The sequence below is a fragment of the Mycobacterium sp. genome, assembly GCF_035697385.1.
GTDB lineage: Bacteria > Actinomycetota > Actinomycetes > Mycobacteriales > Mycobacteriaceae > Mycobacterium.
In genome coordinates this window covers 13,062-30,369 of the sequence record NZ_DASSCY010000026.1, presented here as the reverse complement: position 1 = coordinate 30,369, position 17,308 = coordinate 13,062, and the positions used below count along the sequence as shown (strand labels likewise).

At 65.5% G+C, this 17,308-nt stretch carries 18 protein-coding genes; 10 read left to right on the top strand and 8 right to left on the bottom strand.

Going from position 1 to position 17,308, the window contains the following annotated elements:
* Positions 1–6: 6 nt before the first annotated feature.
* The 4 genes from dapF to VFH65_RS02600 are packed head-to-tail and all read right to left on the bottom strand — an operon-like array spanning position 7 to position 3,361.
* Positions 7–879, bottom strand: coding sequence for a diaminopimelate epimerase (dapF, locus tag VFH65_RS02615; protein ID WP_353319571.1), 873 nt, complete (start codon positions 877–879; stop codon positions 7–9).
* 4 nt (positions 880–883) lie between these two features.
* On the bottom strand, positions 884–1,792 hold the full coding sequence (gene miaA, locus VFH65_RS02610; RefSeq protein WP_353319570.1) for a tRNA (adenosine(37)-N6)-dimethylallyltransferase MiaA: 909 nt from the start codon (positions 1,790–1,792) through the stop codon (positions 884–886).
* Complete coding sequence (locus VFH65_RS02605; RefSeq protein WP_353319569.1) at positions 1,789–2,475, bottom strand: hypothetical protein; 687 nt, start codon at positions 2,473–2,475, stop codon at positions 1,789–1,791. Before VFH65_RS02605 ends, miaA begins: the two co-directional genes overlap by 4 nt.
* 16 nt (positions 2,476–2,491) lie before the next feature.
* Positions 2,492–3,361, bottom strand: a complete 870-nt coding sequence (locus tag VFH65_RS02600; protein WP_353319568.1) for a DMT family transporter — start codon at positions 3,359–3,361, stop codon at positions 2,492–2,494.
* 161 nt (positions 3,362–3,522) lie between these two features.
* Here VFH65_RS02600 and VFH65_RS02595 point away from each other — a divergent pair, with 161 nt between their 5' ends.
* Positions 3,523–4,887: a DUF349 domain-containing protein gene (locus VFH65_RS02595; RefSeq protein WP_353319567.1), complete on the top strand. Its 1,365-nt coding sequence runs from the start codon at positions 3,523–3,525 to the stop codon at positions 4,885–4,887.
* Here VFH65_RS02595 and VFH65_RS02590 read toward each other — a convergent pair.
* A complete protein-coding gene (locus VFH65_RS02590; protein ID WP_353319566.1) occupies positions 4,884–5,495 on the bottom strand; it encodes a hypothetical protein in 612 nt (203 codons plus the stop codon). The two genes, VFH65_RS02595 and VFH65_RS02590, sit on opposite strands and share 4 nt — an antisense overlap.
* Positions 5,483–7,000, bottom strand: coding sequence for a tRNA (N6-isopentenyl adenosine(37)-C2)-methylthiotransferase MiaB (miaB, locus tag VFH65_RS02585; protein ID WP_353319595.1), 1,518 nt, complete (start codon positions 6,998–7,000; stop codon positions 5,483–5,485). The genes VFH65_RS02590 and miaB overlap by 13 nt, the downstream gene beginning before the upstream one ends.
* Positions 7,001–7,157: 157 nt before the next feature.
* On the opposite strand from miaB, the gene VFH65_RS02580 reads away from it, so the two are divergent.
* The 5 genes from VFH65_RS02580 (at position 7,158) to VFH65_RS02560 (ending at position 11,317) form a co-directional block, all read left to right on the top strand.
* A complete protein-coding gene (locus VFH65_RS02580; protein WP_353319594.1) occupies positions 7,158–7,886 on the top strand; it encodes an amino acid ABC transporter ATP-binding protein in 729 nt (242 codons plus the stop codon).
* Between the two features lie 22 nt (positions 7,887–7,908).
* Positions 7,909–8,730 (top strand): glutamate ABC transporter substrate-binding protein, encoded by an 822-nt coding sequence (locus tag VFH65_RS02575; RefSeq protein ID WP_353319565.1) that lies wholly within the window; start codon positions 7,909–7,911, stop codon positions 8,728–8,730.
* A 16-nt stretch (positions 8,731–8,746) separates the two neighbouring features.
* Positions 8,747–9,427: an amino acid ABC transporter permease gene (locus tag VFH65_RS02570; RefSeq protein ID WP_353319564.1), complete on the top strand. Its 681-nt coding sequence runs from the start codon at positions 8,747–8,749 to the stop codon at positions 9,425–9,427.
* A 28-nt stretch (positions 9,428–9,455) separates the two neighbouring features.
* Positions 9,456–10,337 carry an amino acid ABC transporter permease gene (locus VFH65_RS02565; protein ID WP_353319563.1) on the top strand — a complete coding sequence of 294 codons (882 nt, stop codon included), beginning with the start codon at positions 9,456–9,458 and terminating at the stop codon, positions 10,335–10,337.
* An 80-nt stretch (positions 10,338–10,417) separates the two neighbouring features.
* Entirely contained in the window at positions 10,418–11,317 is a 900-nt protein-coding gene (locus VFH65_RS02560) for a hypothetical protein (RefSeq protein ID WP_353319562.1), read from the top strand.
* 5 nt (positions 11,318–11,322) lie between these two features.
* Here the strand turns inward: VFH65_RS02560 and recX are convergent, their stop codons facing one another.
* Both recX and recA read right to left on the bottom strand, forming a co-directional pair.
* Entirely contained in the window at positions 11,323–11,847 is a 525-nt protein-coding gene (recX, locus tag VFH65_RS02555; protein ID WP_353319593.1) for a recombination regulator RecX, read from the bottom strand.
* Positions 11,813–12,868 (bottom strand): recombinase RecA, encoded by a 1,056-nt coding sequence (gene recA / locus VFH65_RS02550; protein WP_353319561.1) that lies wholly within the window; start codon positions 12,866–12,868, stop codon positions 11,813–11,815. The genes recX and recA overlap by 35 nt, the downstream gene beginning before the upstream one ends.
* A gap of 265 nt (positions 12,869–13,133) precedes the next feature.
* Between recA and VFH65_RS02545 the strand changes: the two genes are divergently transcribed.
* The 4 genes from VFH65_RS02545 (at position 13,134) to VFH65_RS02530 (ending at position 17,306) form a co-directional block, all read left to right on the top strand.
* Entirely contained in the window at positions 13,134–13,463 is a 330-nt protein-coding gene (locus tag VFH65_RS02545) for a hydrogenase maturation nickel metallochaperone HypA (protein ID WP_353319560.1), read from the top strand.
* A 2-nt stretch (positions 13,464–13,465) separates the two neighbouring features.
* On the top strand, positions 13,466–14,278 hold the full coding sequence (gene hypB, locus VFH65_RS02540; RefSeq protein ID WP_353319559.1) for a hydrogenase nickel incorporation protein HypB: 813 nt from the start codon (positions 13,466–13,468) through the stop codon (positions 14,276–14,278).
* Between the two features lie 85 nt (positions 14,279–14,363).
* A complete protein-coding gene (locus VFH65_RS02535; protein ID WP_353319558.1) occupies positions 14,364–15,419 on the top strand; it encodes a hydrogenase expression protein HypE in 1,056 nt (351 codons plus the stop codon).
* Positions 15,420–15,509: 90 nt separating this feature from the next.
* A complete protein-coding gene (locus VFH65_RS02530) occupies positions 15,510–17,306 on the top strand; it encodes a nickel-dependent hydrogenase large subunit (RefSeq protein WP_353319557.1) in 1,797 nt (598 codons plus the stop codon).
* Positions 17,307–17,308 lie beyond the last annotated feature (2 nt).

The window sequence follows — 17,308 nt, the reverse complement described above, 5'->3', positions numbered from 1 at the left end:
CCTGAATTAACGATGCGCAACGCGCCACCATTCCTGCGACAACTCGCCGCGGGCCACTAGCACCGACGGCCCGCGCAGGTAGCTGGTTGCGTCGGTGACCGTGACGATGACCTCGCCCCCGGGGATACGGACCCGCAGCGTGCCCGCGGTCGCACCGCCGAATGCCAGCGCCGCAACCGCGGCGGCGACGGTTCCGGTGCCACACGATCGGGTTTCGCCGACACCCCTCTCGTGTACCCGCATCGACACCACTCCACCGTGCGGGGCGGTAAGCACTTCGACGTTGACACCGTCGGGGAATTGCGCGCGATCAAACGAAACCGGTGCGGCGACGTCGAGGGCCGCAAGTTCGTCGAGGGTCAGATCGGGGTCGACGCACGCCAGATGCGGGTTGCCGACATCGATGGCCAGACCTGCGAACGGCCGGCCGCCGACGATCGCCTCGCCGGTACCGAGCTGATTGGTCTTGCCCATCTCGACTGTGACGTCGGCAGTCGTGCTGTCCCAGCGGTGCAGGACGACCGGTCGCGGCCCCGCGAGCGAGCCCACCACGAATTCGTCGCGGCTCTCCAGCCCGCTGGCCCGTAGGTAATGCGCGAAGACCCGCACGCCGTTGCCACACATCTGCGCGATCGATCCGTCGGCGTTGCGGTAATCCATGTACCAATCGCCGGGCGCCACGCCCTCGGGAAGCCGGTCGAATACGCCGGCGGACTGGGCGCCCGCGGCCGTGGTGACCCTCAACACGCCGTCGGCGCCCAAACCCTGGCGTCGGTCACACAGCGCGGCGACCACTGCCGGGGTCAGCGTCAGGCGGGCATCAGGGTCCGGCAGCAGCACGAAATCGTTCTGCGTGCCGTGACCCTTGGCGAATAGCACGAGTTCAGGATACGTGTCGCCACACTCGCAGGGTCTCGTCGACGTTGTTGGACGCGGCGCCGTCTAGCCACACGATGCGATGATCGCGACGGAACCACGATCGTTGCCTGCGCACGTAGCGTCGAGTGCCGATGAAGGTCGGCTCGCGGGCGGCCGCGCCGTCGCCGCCGACGTCGAGATCGGCGATCACCTGGGCGTACCCGAGCGCACGTGAGGCGGTGACGCCGTCGCGCAGCCCGCGGCCCAGCAGTGTCCGCACCTCCTCGACGAGCCCGTCGTCGAACATCTTGTCGGTGCGCTGCGCCAGCCGCTCGTCGAGAACAGTTGTGTCCCAATCCAACCCGACGATGACGGTGTCCCATCGGGGCGCCCCGATCCGAGGGGCCGATGCCGCGAAGGGTAGGCCGGTCAGCTCGACGACCTCCAGCGCCCGCACGATACGGCGGCCGTCCGTGGGCAGGATGGAAGAGGCGGCCTCGGAGTCCACCTGTGCCAGCTGCTTGTGCAATGCGCCGACGCCGACCTCAGCCAGCCGCTGCTCCCATTTCGCCCGCACGGACGGGTCGGTGGCGGGGAACGACCACTCGTCGAGCAGCGACTGGATGTACATCATCGATCCGCCGACGACGATCGGCACCGCCCCTCGGCCTGCGATCGTCTCGATATCGGCCGACGCCGCCTGCTGGTAACGCGCGACGGTGGCGGTCTCGGTGACATCGAGGACATCGAGCTGGTGGTGCGGGACACCGCGGCGCTCGGCGACGGACAGTTTCGCGGTGCCGATGTCCATGCCGCGGTAGAGCTGCATGGCGTCGGCGTTCACGATCTCGCCGCCTACGCGCTGCGCGACTGCCAACGCCAGCGCCGACTTTCCGGTGCCCGTCGGACCGATGATCGCCAGCGGTCTCCTCATGGTTGCCAGGCGCCGACGAAGTAGCCGACACCGTAGGGCGCGCCGCGGTACAGCTCTTTGGCCGACCGTGGCCGCGGTTCGGTCAGTCCCGCCAAGACCTGATAGGCCACCCTGCCGACGATCCCGGCAGGAAGCCGGGTCAGCGCCGCGGCATCGCCGTGACCCAACGCGTCGTCAAGCGCGGTCTGCAGCGGGACGGAGTCGGGGTCGTATCCGCCGGGTGCGGACGGAGTGAGGGTGTGCGCGCCGTCTGCGACGACGAGGAGACCCACCGGATCTGCGGCCTCGTCGATCTCAGCGCGCAGGCGCCTGCCACGCTCCACCGCGGTGTCCACATCGAGGTCGGCAGCGGACACCCGCGCCTCAGCGTGCGCCCCCGGATTGACCTGGCCGCGAACCCAGCCCGCGATCAGCGCGCACAACGGCAGTTCCGCGGGCTCCTGCTCACCGCCGGCAGACAACGCGATCGGCAGGTCGACGCCGTAGCCGGCGAATGTGCCAACCCTGTCCGGGCCGACGACCGAATCGGTGGCGCCGACGCCGATGACGATCCACCGCATCGGCAGCGACGCCGCGGCGGCGAACACCGCGTCCCGCAGGTCGGACAGCTCGGCGGCGGCAGCACCCGCCAGTTCCGGCACCATGGCGGGCGCCGAGGGGACAATCGCGATGGCGCTCAGCACGCCACCAAAGTAACGGTCAGGCTGGCGCTTGGGCGGCGGTGACCGCCTCGCCGCGGGCCAGCGCGGCGGTCGCGACGATCATCACCGCCACGGCGACGACGAGGGTCAGCCAGCCGGCCTCCCCCGGCCGCAACATTTCACCCAACACGACAATGCCCAGCGCCGAGCCCACGATCGGCTCGGTGATAGTCATGGTCGGCAACGACGCTGTCAGCGAGCCCGCCCGAAACGACGACTGCTGCCAGGCGGTACCCGCGACCCCGACCAGCGCCCACACGTACAGCTCCGGCGTGCGCACCACTTCCCAGATACCGTCGTCGAGCCGGTCCACGACGCCCTTCGTCAGCACCGCGAACACGCCCCAGAGCGCGCCAGACACCATCGCCAACAGCACGGCGCTCGTCGGGCCTTTCCAGATGCCCGCGCCGATCACACACAGCACCATCGCGGGGCCCAGCACCGCGATCACCGACGTCCAGGTCTCCAGGGACGCGCGGGAGTGCCCTGCGGTCGGGTTTCCGACGATCACGATGATGGCAACCGAGGCGGCGAGCAGCGCGGCCCACGTCCATTCCCACCGGGTCACCCGCCGGTGGGTCAGTCGCGCGTTGATCGGCAGGGCGAACAGCAGCGACGTGACCAGCAGCGCCTGCACAAGCAGCACCGATCCGAAGCCAAGCGCCGCGGCCTGGAATGCGAATCCGGCGGCGGCCACCAGGCTGCCCAACCACCATTGACGATCGCGGAGCAACTGCATGAACAAGGCCACGTGGCCGACCGGCTCGTCGGTGACCTCATGGGCGGACCGCTGGTGGATGACGTCGCCGACGGCGATGAAGAAGGCAGCGCCGAGGGCGAACAGAACGGCGATGTCCGCCTTCGCCATCGATGACCTCCCGTTGTTGTTCGAGACGAGCCTAGGCAAATGCGATCGCAAAGGCGTGGGCACGAGACGCGGCGACCTGTTTGAATAGCGTTCGAGCTATCAGGCGCCGCGTCGCGCGGCAGGTGCGCGGGTTCCCGCGCGGAGGGTACGAGGTGACGGATATGACGACGAGCGAACCAGGTGGTCCGGCGGGCACGAACGAAGTGACCGGGGAATCAGCCCAACCCTCCACCCCCAAACCCGCTCCCCGCCCCGGACCGTCGCGCCCAGTCCCCCGCCCTGGCAGGGCGGCCGTACCGACAATCGCCGCACCCGTGTCGAGCGATCCCCACCGGTTCGGCCGCGTCGACCCCGATGGCACGGTCTGGCTGATCACGGCCTCAGGCGAACGCATGATCGGCTCCTGGCAGGCTGGTGACCCCGAGGCCGCGTTCGCGCATTTCGGTCTGCGATTCGACGACCTGCAGACCGAGGTCGCGCTGATGGAGACCCGGTTGGAGTCGGGCACCGGCGATGCCCGCAAGATCAAGGCCGCTGCGGCGGCACTGGCGGAAAGCCTTTCGGAGGCACACGTGCTCGGCGACGTCGACGCGCTGGCGGCCCGCCTGTCGACGATCATCGATCACGCAGACACCGCCGCCGCGCAAGAGAAATCCAAGCGTGAGGAACACCGGGCGGCGCAGACCGCACGCAAGGAAGCATTGGCCGCAGAAGCCGAGGAACTGGCCGAAAACTCCACCCAATGGAAGGCCGCAGGCGACCGGCTCCGGGAAATCCTCGAGGAGTGGCGCACGATCAGCGGCCTGGACCGCAAGACCGATGACGCGTTGTGGAAGCGCTATTCGGCGGCCAGGGAGGTTTTCAATCGCAGGCGTGGATCGCATTTCGCTGAGCTCGACCGCGAGCGGGCGGGGGCCCGGCAGGCCAAGGAGACGCTGTGCGAACGCGCCGAAGAACTGGCCGACTCCACAGACTGGGGCGCAACTGGCGCGGCGTTCCGCGACCTGCTGACCGAGTGGAAGGCAGCGGGCCGGGCTGCCAAAGACGTCGACGACGCGCTGTGGCAGCGGTTCAAGGCCGCTCAGGACACCTTCTTCTCGGCCCGCAACGCGGCCAGCGCCGAACGTGACGCCGAGTTCCGCGCCAACGCCGACGCCAAAGAGGCGCTGCTGGCCCAGGCGGAGAAGCTCGACACGTCCGATCTCGACGCGGCGCGTGCGGCACTGCGCGCAATCGGCGACAAATGGGACGCGATCGGCAAGGTGCCGCGCGAACGCGGCGCCGAACTCGAGCGACGGCTGCGTGCGGTCGAGAAAAAGGTGCGCGACGCTCCGACGCGGGGCGTAGACCCAGAGGCTCAGGCCCGCGCCGACCAATTCCGCGAGCGCGCAGAGCAATTCGAGCGCCAGGCCGAGAAGGCCGCGGCGGCCGGGCGGACGAAGGACGCCGAGGAGGCGCGAGCGAGCGCCGAACAGTGGAGGCAGTGGGCCGAGGCCGCGGCCGAAGCGCTCGGCAGAAAGACCTAGCTCGTTTCGGGGCCGTCGTCGTCGGTGTCGTCGTCGAGGCTGTCCAGCAGGCTTTTCTTGTGTCGTTCGGCGGCCACGCGACGGCGTTCCTCTTCGGCCGCGAGCTGAAGCGCGGTGCGCGCCCACACCGCACGCGCCCAGTTGATGGTCAGCGCAATGACCGCGATCCAGGCGACGACCAGCCCGATGCCCGGTCCGGGGTGAGGCTCCGGCGCGGTCTGTCGTGACCACACGGCGAGCAGGCCCAGGAACGACGCGACGGTGGAGCCGGCCAGCGCAACCCATGCCAGTGCCCACCGCCGAGTCAGCAGGGCAAGCATCGAGAACCCGACACTGAACACCAGGATCAGCCAGGTGAATACCCGCGACGGCAATGCAATTCCGTTGCGGATCGCCACGTCGTCGCCGACCAGCACGTTGAAGCCCTTGGCGTCGCCGGTGTGCGGCAGAACGAAGGTCAACAGCAATACAAAGACACAGACCGCGATCACCAATGCCCGTGCGCCGGGATCGATTTCACCCGCGACGCGGCGTTCCGCGGCCTCGATGTCGCCCTTGAACTCTTCGAAGTCGCCGTTGTTCTGGTCGCCGGCGCTCACCGCGCGCACCCGGTCGAGGTCGGCTGCTCTGCGGGCGCGCCGATGCCCGGCATGCCGAGGCCGACACCATTGGGCCGTTGACCCGCGGCGTGCGCATCGCCTGCCCTGGTGCGCCGATGGGTCTGCAACTCGCTGTCGGCGATCAAGTGGTGCGGCGCAGCGCCAGTGACGGTGGTGGTGACGACATCGCCGGGCCGGATGTCGCGTCCGTTCGGATTGAAATGCACCAGCCGGCCGTCACGTGCGCGTCCGGACAGCCGGGCGGTGCTCGCATCCTTGCGCCCCTCGCCCGTGGCGACCAGCAGCTCGACTGTGCGCCCGACTTGGGCGGCGTTCTCCTCGAGGGAGATTCTCTCCTGGAGCTCGATGAGCCGCTGATAGCGTTCTTGCACAACGGCTTTGGGGATCTGACCGTCGAGCTCGGCCGCCGGCGTCCCTGGCCGCTTGGAGTACTGGAAGGTGAACGCGCTGGCGAACCGCGCCTTGGCGACCACGTCGAGCGTGGCCTGGAAGTCGTCCTCGGTTTCGCCGGGGAATCCGACGATGAGGTCGGTGGTGATCGCGGCGTGGGGAATCGCAGCCCGCACCCGGTCGATGATGCCGAGGTACTTCTCGGCGCGGTACGACCGGCGCATCGCCCGCAGCACGCGGTCGGACCCGGACTGCAGCGGCATGTGCAGCGTCGGGCACACATTGGGCGTGTCGGCCATCGCCTCGATCACGTCGTCGGTGAACTCGGCGGGGTGCGGCGACGTGAATCGCACCCGCTCCAGCCCGTCGATTCGTCCGCATGCGCGCAGCAGCTTCGCGAACGCCCCTTTGTCGCGCGGCTGTTCCGGATCGGCGAACGACACACCGTAGGCGTTGACGTTCTGGCCCAACAGGGTTACCTCGAGGACACCCTGGTCGACCAACGACTGTACTTCGGCGAGCACATCGCCTGGCCTGCGGTCGACCTCCTTGCCACGCAGCGCGGGCACGATGCAGAAAGTGCAGGTGTTGTTGCAGCCGACTGAGATCGAAACCCATGCGGCGTAAGCGGATTCGCGCGCGGCGGGCAGTGCTGATGGGAATTCCTTGAGCGCCTCGACGATTTCGATCTGGGCCGACTTGTTGTGGCGGGCGCGCTCGAGAAGCGTCGGCAGCGAGCCGATGTTGTGCGTGCCGAACACCACGTCGACCCACGGGGCTTTGCGCAGCACCGCCTCGCGGTCCTTCTGGGCCAGGCAGCCGCCGACCGCGATCTGCATATCGGGGTCGGCCTGCTTGCGAGGGACCAGATGGCTCAGGTTGCCGTACAGCTTGTTGTCGGCGTTTTCCCGTACTGCGCAGGTGTTGAAGACGACAACGTCGGCATCGGCGCCGTCGGCCGCGCGCCGGTACCCGGCGGCCTCCAGCAACCCGGCCAACCGCTCAGAGTCGTGCACATTCATCTGGCAGCCGTAGGTGCGGACCTGATAGGTGCGGCTCGCCTGGCGAACGGCAGTCTGCGCCGTCGCCTCAGGGGCCGCCATCAAAGTCACGGCCCCATGGTACGGACGGGCCCGCGTGAGGATTTGAGCGGATTGGCGAGTTCCAGGCACGCTGGGCGTTCCCTGGGTAAGGTCTGCACCCATGGAGACGACCGGGTCGGATGTGAAGGAAGCGAATCCGACTCCAACAGCGGTGCCGATGGTCTCGATCAAGGCCGTCAACAAGCATTTCGGCAGCCTGCATGTCCTCAAGGACATCAACCTGGACGTGGATCGCGCAGAAGTGATCGTGGTGCTGGGTCCGTCGGGGTCGGGCAAGTCGACGTTGTGCCGCACCATCAATCGGCTCGAGCCCATTGACTCCGGCACTATTGCGATCGACGGCGAGGTGCTGCCCGAAGAGGGCAAGAAGCTCGCGCAGCTGCGGTCCGACGTCGGCATGGTGTTTCAGTCGTTCAACCTGTTCGCGCACAAGACAATCCTCGACAACGTCACGCTGGCGCCGATGAAGGTGCGCAAGAAATCGAAGACAGAGGCTCGCGAGAAGGCGATGGAGCTTCTGGAGCGGGTCGGCATCGCCAACCAGGCGGACAAGTACCCGGCTCAGCTGTCGGGCGGCCAGCAGCAGCGGGTGGCGATTGCGCGGTCGCTCGCGATGAACCCGAAGGTCATGCTGTTCGACGAGCCGACAAGCGCGCTCGATCCAGAGATGATCAACGAGGTGCTGAACGTGATGACGTCCCTGGCCAAGGAAGGGATGACGATGCTGGTGGTGACCCACGAGATGGGCTTCGCCAGGGGCGCTGCGAACCGCGTTGTCTTCATGGACGGCGGCGCCATCGTCGAGACCGCCAAACCGACCGACTTCTTCAGCAATCCGCAAACCGATCGCGCCAAAGACTTTCTCGGCAAGATTCTCCACCACTAACGCTCGGCGAAAGGAACCTTCCATGCCGTCTCTCAAAGTGCGGGTCGCAGCCGCAGTTGCACTCGCCATCGCGTTGCCGCTTTCGGTGACCGCCTGTGGCGGTGGTGATGGCGGCGGCGATGGCGACACGATCGTCATCGGAACGAAGTTCGACCAGCCCGGTCTCGGGCTGAAGAATCCCGACGGCACCATGAGCGGCTTCGATGTCGATGTCGCGAAGTACGTGGCCGAGCAGCTCGGGTACAGCGAGGACAAGATCGAGTGGAAGGAATCCCCGTCGGGGCAGCGGGAGACGCTGATTCAGAACGATCAGGTCAAGTTCATCGCCGCCACCTACTCGATCACCGACGCCCGCAAGGAGAAGGTCGACTTCGCGGGGCCGTATCTGATCACCGGTCAGAGCCTGCTGGTGCGCGCGGACAACACAGACATCACCGGTGCGCCGTCGCTGGAGAACAACAAGAAGTTGTGCTCGGTGTCGGGTTCGACGCCTGCGCAGCGCATCAAGGACGAGTATCCCGGTGTGCAGCTGCAGCAGTACGACACGTATTCGGCGTGCGTCGAGGCGTTGAAGAACGGCGCGGTCGACGCGGTGACCACCGACGAGGTGATTCTGGCCGGCTACGCCGCGCAGACGCCGGGCGCGTTCAAGATCGTCGGCGAAACCTTCTCTGAGGAGAAGTACGGCATCGGCCTGAAGAAGGGCGACACCGAACTGCAGACCAAGATCAACGACGCGATCACGAAGATGGAGCAGGACGGCGCATGGAAGGCTGCCTGGGACAAGAACCTGGGCCCGGCCGGCATTGAGGCACCGGCGCCGCCGCCGCTCGACAAGAACTGAGCGGGCCGCCGCCCAAGTGGAAATTTTCACTGACTATCGCGACCAGATCTTCGCGGCGTTCTGGACCACGATCCAGCTCACGGTCTACTCCGCGATCGGAGCGCTGGTCCTCGGTACGGCGTTGGGCGCCATGCGCCTGGCGCCGGTACCGATGCTCAATTGGATCGGGACGACCTACGTCAACGTGGTGCGCAACACCCCGCTGACGTTGATCATCCTGTTCTGTTCGTTCGGGTTGTCGCAGACGCTGGGCATCACGCTGGTCGATCCCAAGTCGGTGACGTCGATCGAGGACAGCAACTTCCGGTTGGCGGCGCTCGGATTGGCTGTCTACACGGCGGCATTCGTGTGTGAGACCATTCGCTCTGGGGTGAACACGGTGCCACTGGGGCAGGCCGAGGCGGCGCGGTCACTAGGCCTGACATTCAGCCAGAATCTGCGAATAATCCTGCTGCCACAGGCGTTTCGTTCGGTGATCATTCCACTCGGATCGGTGCTGATCGCGTTGACGAAGAACACCACCATCGCGTCAGCGATCGGGGTGGCCGAGGCGGCGCTGCTGATGAAGGAGATGATCGAGAACACGGCGGCAATACTTACCGTCGGAACGATTTTCGCCTTCGGCTTCGTCGTCCTGACGTTGCCGACGGGGTTGTTCTTCGGGTGGCTCGGCAAGCGGTTGGCGGTGGCAAGGTGATGAGCGCTTGCGCGAAGAACGGAGCGCCATGACTGGTTCATCGGTTCTCTTCGACGTGCCGGGACCTCGGGCACGGGCGCGCAACTGGGTATTCAACATCGTCACCGCATTCGTCGTCCTGCTGGTGATCTGGGTGGTGTATTCGCGGCTGGACGAGAAGGGTCAGCTGACCGCGCCGAAGTGGGAACCGTTCCTGACCGCGAATCTATGGAAAACCTACATATGGCCCGGTGTTCAGGGGACGCTGACAGCGGCGGCAGTATCCATCGTGCTGGCGTTGGTGCTCGGCTTCGTCCTCGGCGTGGGCAGGATGTCCACGCACAAGGCGATCAGCTCGGTGTGCTCGGTGATCGTCGAGTTCTTCCGCGCCGTGCCGGTGCTGATCCTCATGCTCTTCGCGTACTCCCTGTACGCGCAATACGACGTTTTCCCGTCAAAGCACCTGGCGCTGGCGGGCGTCATCACGGGCCTGACGCTGTACAACGGTGCGGTCATTGCCGAAATCGTCCGGGCCGGGGTCAATGCGCTGCCAAGGGGCCAGTCGGAGGCGGCGTCCGCGCTCGGCCTACGTTGGGGCCAGACGATGCGGTCGATCCTGCTGCCGCAGGCGATCACGTCGATGTTGCCGGTGCTGATCTCGCAGCTGGTGGTCGTCCTCAAGGACTCCGCGATCGGCCTCATCATCACGTTCCTCGAGTTGGTGCGTCAGGGTGTCCAGTTGGGCGCGGCGTACGGCAACCTCGTCCCGGCCTTGATCGTCGTCGCGATTCTGATGATCAGCGTCAACTTCGCGCTGTCAAGCTTCGCGGTCTGGCTGGAAGGCCGGATGCGCCGATCGCGGCGCGCCCCGACGCCGCTGGCGACCGAGGCCGTCGAGCAGGAAGGCGCACCCGGCGCGAAGGCCGTCTAGCGCGGATTGAACCAGGCGCTGGGCTGTTTCGTGCCCTAGCCATGACCGGATGCATTCGTTCATGCCTCGTATCAGGTGTCGTGGTCATCGGAGTCGGCGCCGCCGTCCTGACGCCTGCGGCGCCGCGTGGTCCCTTCCCCCAGCCCGACCAGCCAGTTGTCGCGCTCGCGGCGCAGGTGCAACCGTTGCCGGCGCCGACGACATTGGCGCCCACCCACCCGTTGGAGCTGGTCGGCCAGCAGGTGAACTTCCACGTCGCTCTAGTGGTGGACTTCATCGTCACCGGGGCGCAACTCGTCGCGCGTCAGGTACCGGTTCCCGGCAGGCTTCTCCAGGACATCCAGAACGGCACACCGCTACCCGTCGCGGTCGGCCGTGCCCTGCAGACCCTCGTCGAGGTTGAGCTGGACGCCGGTCGAGAGCTGCTCGGTTTCGCCGCCGAGTACGTGGACTTTCAGGTGCGCTTCCTGGCAGAGCTCATCGCGCTGCCCTTCGCCGTCGTGGCTGCCGTCGGTGAATTTGTCGGCTCGTTCTTCACGCCCGTGACGCCACAGCCCGTCGCCGAGCCGGGCGCGCCCACGCAGGCGATGTCCGCGAGCGACGTATCGGCGCCGACAGCCTCGCCGTCGGAGCAGCGCGCCCTCAAGAGCGTTGACGAGCCGGCGGACAATACGCCGACCGTCAAGGAGCCGGACAAGGACGAGCCGCAGAGGCGGATGTCGGTCATCGCGGCACCTGACTCCGGCACCGCCGCGACGTTCAGCGCCCAGGGCGAAGTCAGAAGCGGCACAACCGAAACCACCGCAACGACCGGAACGACCGACACAACGGACTTGACGGACGCGGATGCCACGCCGGCCCGCGACGACCAGGCTGACGAAAGCAACGACAACGCGCAGCGTGAGGCCATTCAGGAACGCGCAGACAACGACGGTGCAGACAATGCCGCCCAAACCGACTCGAGTGATTCAGAGGAGTAATCGAGTTAGGTTCTGCGGCGCTCCAACTCGAGGTCCATCTCCGTGCGAACGACGTCGAACGCCATTGTCTGGTTGTAGCCGCGGCGGGCCAGCATCCCGACTAGCCGGCGCGCAACCTTCGGGTCGTTGTCATCGCTGAGCTCTTCGCGGCGCAGCTTGGCGCGCACCAGCTGCTCGGCCCGTTCCCGCTCCGCCCCTGCGTCGATGTCCGCCAGCGCGTCGGTGATCACGTCGTTGTCCACACCCTTGTTCCGCAGCTCGGCGGCCAAGGCGCGCTTACCTTTTCCAGCGTGCACCCGCCGTGACTGGACCCACTGTTCGGCGAAGTCAGCATCGTTGACCAGTCCGACTTCAGCCAGCCGGTCAAGCACCCGCTCACTGACGTCATCGGGGTAACCCCGCTTGGCCAGCTGCCCGGCCAACTCTGCCCGGGTGCGCGCCCTCGCGGTGAGCAGGCGCAGGCACAAGGCCCGCGCCTGCTCCTCGCGGGAGAGCTCAGAAGTCGACGGGGGCGGGCAGGACGCCATCAGTACTGAGGTCATCGGTTACCACGGCGCCAATGCCGAGCTTCTCTTTGATCTTCTTCTCGATCTCGTTGGCCACCTCGCCGTTTTCGATCAGGAAGGTGCGGGCATTCTCCTTGCCCTGGCCCAGTTGCTCACCCTCGTAGGTGAACCAGGAGCCGGACTTGCGGATGAAGCCCTGCTCGACACCCATGTCGATGAGTGAACCTTCGCGGCTGATGCCCTTGCCGTAGAGGATGTCGAACTCGGCCTGCTTGAACGGTGGCGACACCTTGTTCTTGACCACCTTGCAGCGGGTGCGGTTACCCACCGCGTCGGTGCCGTCCTTGAGGGTTTCAATTCGCCTGACGTCCAACCGGACAGACGCGTAGAACTTCAAAGCCTTTCCGCCAGTTGTCGTTTCGGGCGAGCCGAACATCACGCCGATCTTCTCGCGAAGCTGGTTGATGAATATGGCGGTGGTGTTCGAATTGCTCAGTGCGCCAGTCATTTTGCGCAATGCCTGGCTCATCAACCGGGCCTGCAAGCCGACATGGCTGTCGCCCATCTCGCCTTCGATCTCAGCCCGCGGCACCAGCGCGGCCACCGAGTCGATGACAAGGATGTCGATTGCCCCGGACCGGACCAGCATGTCCGCGATCTCCAGCGCCTGCTCACCGGTGTCGGGCTGCGATACCAGCAGCGAGTCGGTGTCGACGCCCAGATTCTTGGCGTACTCCGGGTCCAGCGCATGCTCTGCGTCGATGAACGCCGCGATGCCGCCGGCCGCCTGGGCGTTGGCCACCGCGTGCAGCGCAACGGTGGTCTTACCCGAGGACTCCGGCCCGTAGATCTCGACGACCCGGCCGCGCGGAAGCCCGCCGATGCCCAGCGCCACGTCCAGGGCGATCGAGCCAGTGGGGATGACCGAGATCGGCTGGCGCACCTCGTCGCCGAGGCGCATCACCGAGCCTTTGCCGTGGTTCTTCTCGATCTGAGCCATCGCGAGTTCAAGGGCTTTTTCGCGATCAGGGGCCTGTGGCGCCATGGTGGTCTCCGTCCTCGTGAGTGTTCGGTGATCGGTTTTCGATCAGTTGGCCGTGACGCTAGAGGCAGGTACCGACAAGTCGCCCTGACCAGCATCTAGCCGTCGAACACTGCCCACATTAGACGAACACCTGTTCGATTCAAGTTGACACGCCGTGGCGTTGCGATCTCAGTCGTCTCTGCGACGAACGACGGCCAGGACGGTTCATTGTGCCCGGGTGCACACCGTCCTATCGTGAGGTCATCCCGCCCGAACGGGGGCTCGCGTGCACGAAATGGCGATAACGCAAAGTGTTGTCGACGCGGTGTGTGAGCACGCCGCCGGTCGCCGGGTGCACAGCGTCAAGCTGGAGGTCGGTGCGCTGTGTGCCGTGGTACCCGACTCGATGCTGTTCTGCTTCGAACTGGCCGCCGAGGGCACCGTCGCCGACGGCGCCCGGCTCGACCTGAACCTGCAACCCGGCGCTGCGCGCTGCCGCACGTGCGGCCAGCGATTCGAGCTGCGCGACTTGATCTTGTTGTGCCCGTGCGGAAGTGCCGATGTCGAAGTCACTGCGGGGCGGGACCTGAAGATTCTCTCGATGGAAGTGAGCTGACCATGTGTGCAACGTGCGGCTGTGGCGAAGACGGTGCGGTTGTCACGCTTGCCGGTGAAGGTCACCCACATGACCACCCAAACGAACACGAGCACCACCACCATGACCACGGCCACGTCCACACCGAGACGGTCTCTCTGGAACAGAAGGTCCTCGCGAAGAACGATCTCCTCGCCGAACAGAACCGCAAGTGGCTGGCCGAGCGCGAGATCCTTGCATTGAACATCACTAGTTCCCCCGGCGCAGGCAAGACGACCCTTCTCGAGCGAACTATCGGCACGCTCGCACGCAGTCGTCCAGTGACCGTCATCGAGGGCGATCAGGAAACGCTGCTCGACGCCGAACGCATCCGGGCGGCCGGCGCCCGCGCGGTACAGGTGAACACGGGAGCCGGCTGCCATCTCGACGCCGAGATGATCCGGCGTGCGCTCGAGGCGCTGAATCCCCAACCGCGGTCGTTGCTGTTCATCGAAAACGTCGGCAATCTGGTCTGCCCCGCGCTGTTCGATCTCGGTGAGCACAGCAAACTCGTGGTCATATCCGTCACCGAAGGCGCCGACAAGCCGCTGAAGTACCCCCATATGTTTGCTGCGGCCGGACTGGTGGTTCTGAACAAGATCGATCTATTGCCCTATGTTGACTTCGATCTTGAAGCCTTTGAGAAGTTTGTCCGTTCAATCAACTCCACCACGGAGATTTTGCCAGTGTCCGCTAGGACGGGCGAAGGCATCGCGGCCTGGTACAAGTGGATCGAGCTTCGGGCAAATAGCGATTTGTCACAACGATCCGTTGACAAGACATTGTCCCAGGAGTAGACCAAAAAATTAGCGCTCTAGAAGTGGGCGCAGGCAGATACCTGCTACAGGGGCCGCCAGCCCCGGCCCCAGAGAGCTGTGACGCATGCCAAGCGAAGCAGCAGTCAAAGCGGAAGAGGCGTTGATCCACGTCCTGTGGATTAACGCGGGTTTGAGTTGTGACGGGGATTCGGTGGCGTTGACTGCCGCCACCCAACCGAGCATCGAGGAGATCGCGCTCGGCGCGCTTCCCGGTCTGCCCAAGATCGCCGTCCATTGGCCCCTCATCGACTTCGAATGCGGACCGAATGGGGGCGCCGACGATTTCCTGGCCTGGTTCTTCAGGGCCGAGCGCGGTGAACTCGACCCGTTCGTACTGGTCGTCGAGGGATCGATACCCAACGAGAAGATCAAGGACGAAGGGTACTGGTGCGGGTTCGGCAACGACCCGGCCACCGGTCAGCCGATGACTACCAGTGAGTGGTTGGACCGCCTGGCGCCCAAGGCGACCGCCATCGTTGCGGTCGGAACCTGCGCCACCTACGGCGGGATCCACGCCATGGCGGGCAATCCGACCGGCGCCATGGGTGTGCCCGACTATCTGGGGTGGGACTGGAAGAGCAAGGCAGGCATCCCGATCGTCTGCGTACCCGGCTGCCCGGCCCATCCGGACAACATGGCCGAAACCCTCACCTACCTGCTCTACATGGCCACTGAGCAGGCCCCGATGATTCCGCTCGACGATGAACTGCGACCCCAGTGGCTGTTCGGCGCGACCGTTCACGAGGGGTGCGACAGAGCCGGCTACTACGAGCAGGGCGACTTCGCCGACGAGTACGGATCGCCGAAATGCATTGTCAAACTTGGCTGTTGGGGCCCGGTTGTGAAGTGCAACGTGCCGAAGCGGGGCTGGATCAACGGGATCGGCGGCTGCCCGAACGTGGGCGGAATCTGCATCGGCTGCACTATGCCCGGCTTCCCCGACAAGTTCATGCCGTTCATGGACGAACCGCCCGGCGCGCATGTCTCCTCGACGATGTCTGGGCTATACGGGTCGGTGATCCGCAGCCTGCGGCATGTGACCGGCAAGACCGTCGACAAGGAGCCGCGCTGGCGGCATCCGGGCACGAAACTCGAAACCGGAGCGACCCGCACCTGGTAGGTGCGCCTCGTTTCGGTGCCCGGCGGTCCACGTCCTGAAGACGGCGAATCTCGCTGTGGCGCAGTCAATCAACGAGAGAGAAGAAGTTCGATGACAACCACCATCCCCGAGCCGTCACACGTCAAGCGTGATCCCGGCCAACTCGTGGAAATGGCGTGGGATCCCATCACCCGCATCGTTGGCAGCCTCGGCATCTACACCAAGATCGACTTCGACAATCGCGAGGTGGTCGAATGCCACAGCACGTCGTCGATCTTCCGCGGCTATTCGCTGTTCATGAAGGGAAAGGATCCACGCGACGCCCACTTCATCACCAGCCGTATCTGCGGCATCTGCGGTGACAACCACTGCACGTGCTCGGTCTACACGCAGAACATGGCATACGGCGTGCGGCCACCGCACCTAGCCGAGTGGCTGATCAACCTCGGCGAGGCCGCGGAATACATGTTCGACCACAACATCTTCCAGGAAAACCTGGTCGGCGTGGACTACTGCGAAAAGATGGTCTCTGAGACCAACCCGAGTGTGCTCGCCAAGGCCCAGAACACCCAGGCGCCACAAGCCGACATGCACGGCTACCGGACGATCGCCGACATCATGCGGGCGCTCAACCCGTTCACCGGCGACTTCTACCGCGAGGCGTTGCAGGTCAGCCGGTGGACGCGGGAGATGTTCTGCCTCATGGAGGGCAGGCATGTGCATCCATCCACGCTGTATCCCGGTGGAATCGGTACCACCGCAACGGTTCAGCTGATGACCGACTACATGACTCGCTTGATGCGCTACGTCGAGTTCATGAAGAAGGTCGTGCCCATGCATGACGACCTCTTCGACTTCTTCTACGAGGCCCTGCCGGGTTACGACCAGGTGGGTCTGCGGCGCACACTGTTGGGCTGCTGGGGCTCGTTCCAGGATCCCGAGCACTGCAACTTCGCCTACAAGGACATGGAGAACTGGGGCCGCAAGATGTTCGTCACGCCGGGCGTCGTCGTCAACGGCAAGCTCGTCACGACGTCGCTGCTGGACATCAACTTGGGCCTCCGAATCCTTTTGGGCAGCTCGTATTACGACGACTGGTCCGATCAGGAGATGTTCGTCAAGACCGACCCCCTGGGCAATCCGGTTGATCGGCGCCACCCGTGGAACCAGCACACCAACCCGCATCCACAGAAGCGCGACATGGAGGATAAGTACAGCTGGGTGATGTCCCCGCGGTGGTTCGATGGCAAGGATCACCTGGCACTGGACACCGGAGGTGGCCCGCTGGCGCGGCTGTGGGCAACGGCGCTGGCCAACCTCGTCGACATCGGTTACGTGAAGTCCACGGGTCACAGCGTGCAGATCAACTTCCCGAAGACCGCACTCAAGGGGCCGGTTTCGCTCGAGTGGAAGATCCCGCAGTACGGCAGCAATACGATCGAGCGCAACCGCGCCCGAACGTACTTCCAGGCCTACGCCGCGGCCTGCGCGCTGCATTTCGCGGAGAAGGCGCTCATCGAAATCCGTGCCGGCCGGACCAAGACGTGGGAGAAGTTCGAGGTGCCCGACGAGGGCATCGGCTGCGGATTCACCGAGGCGGTGCGCGGAGTGCTCAGCCACCACATGGTGATCCGCGACGGCAAGATCGCGAACTACCACCCCTATCCCCCAACGCCATGGAACGCCAGCCCGCGCGACAGCTACGGCACGCCGGGGCCATACGAGGACGCGGTCCAGGGCCAACCGATCTTCGAGGAGAACGACCGGGAGCACTTCAAGGGCATCGACATCATGCGCACCGTGCGCAGTTTCGACCCCTGCCTGCCCTGCGGGGTGCACATGTATCTCGGTGAAGGGAAGACGCTGGACCTACTACATTCACCAACCCAGTCCGCGACCGGGGAATAACG

Bases quoted from the DNA above. Each gene is read 5' to 3' on its own strand.
- miaA (WP_353319570.1), bottom strand. From the start codon at position 1,792: ATGAGGAGACCGCTGGCGATCATCGGTCCGACGGGCACCGGAAAGTCG.
- VFH65_RS02600 (WP_353319568.1), bottom strand. From the start codon at position 3,361: ATGGCGAAGGCGGACATCGCCGTTCTGTTCGCCCTCGGCGCTGCCTTC.
- VFH65_RS02595 (WP_353319567.1), top strand. From the start codon at position 3,523: ATGACGACGAGCGAACCAGGTGGTCCGGCGGGCACGAACGAAGTGACC.
- miaB (WP_353319595.1), bottom strand. From the start codon at position 7,000: ATGGCGGCCCCTGAGGCGACGGCGCAGACTGCCGTTCGCCAGGCGAGC.
- VFH65_RS02580 (WP_353319594.1), top strand. From the start codon at position 7,158: ATGGTCTCGATCAAGGCCGTCAACAAGCATTTCGGCAGCCTGCATGTC.
- VFH65_RS02575 (WP_353319565.1), top strand. From the start codon at position 7,909: ATGCCGTCTCTCAAAGTGCGGGTCGCAGCCGCAGTTGCACTCGCCATC.
- VFH65_RS02565 (WP_353319563.1), top strand. From the start codon at position 9,456: ATGACTGGTTCATCGGTTCTCTTCGACGTGCCGGGACCTCGGGCACGG.
- recA (WP_353319561.1), bottom strand. From the start codon at position 12,868: ATGGCGCCACAGGCCCCTGATCGCGAAAAAGCCCTTGAACTCGCGATG.
- hypB (WP_353319559.1), top strand. From the start codon at position 13,466: ATGTGTGCAACGTGCGGCTGTGGCGAAGACGGTGCGGTTGTCACGCTT.
- VFH65_RS02535 (WP_353319558.1), top strand. From the start codon at position 14,364: ATGCCAAGCGAAGCAGCAGTCAAAGCGGAAGAGGCGTTGATCCACGTC.
- VFH65_RS02530 (WP_353319557.1), top strand. From the start codon at position 15,510: ATGACAACCACCATCCCCGAGCCGTCACACGTCAAGCGTGATCCCGGC.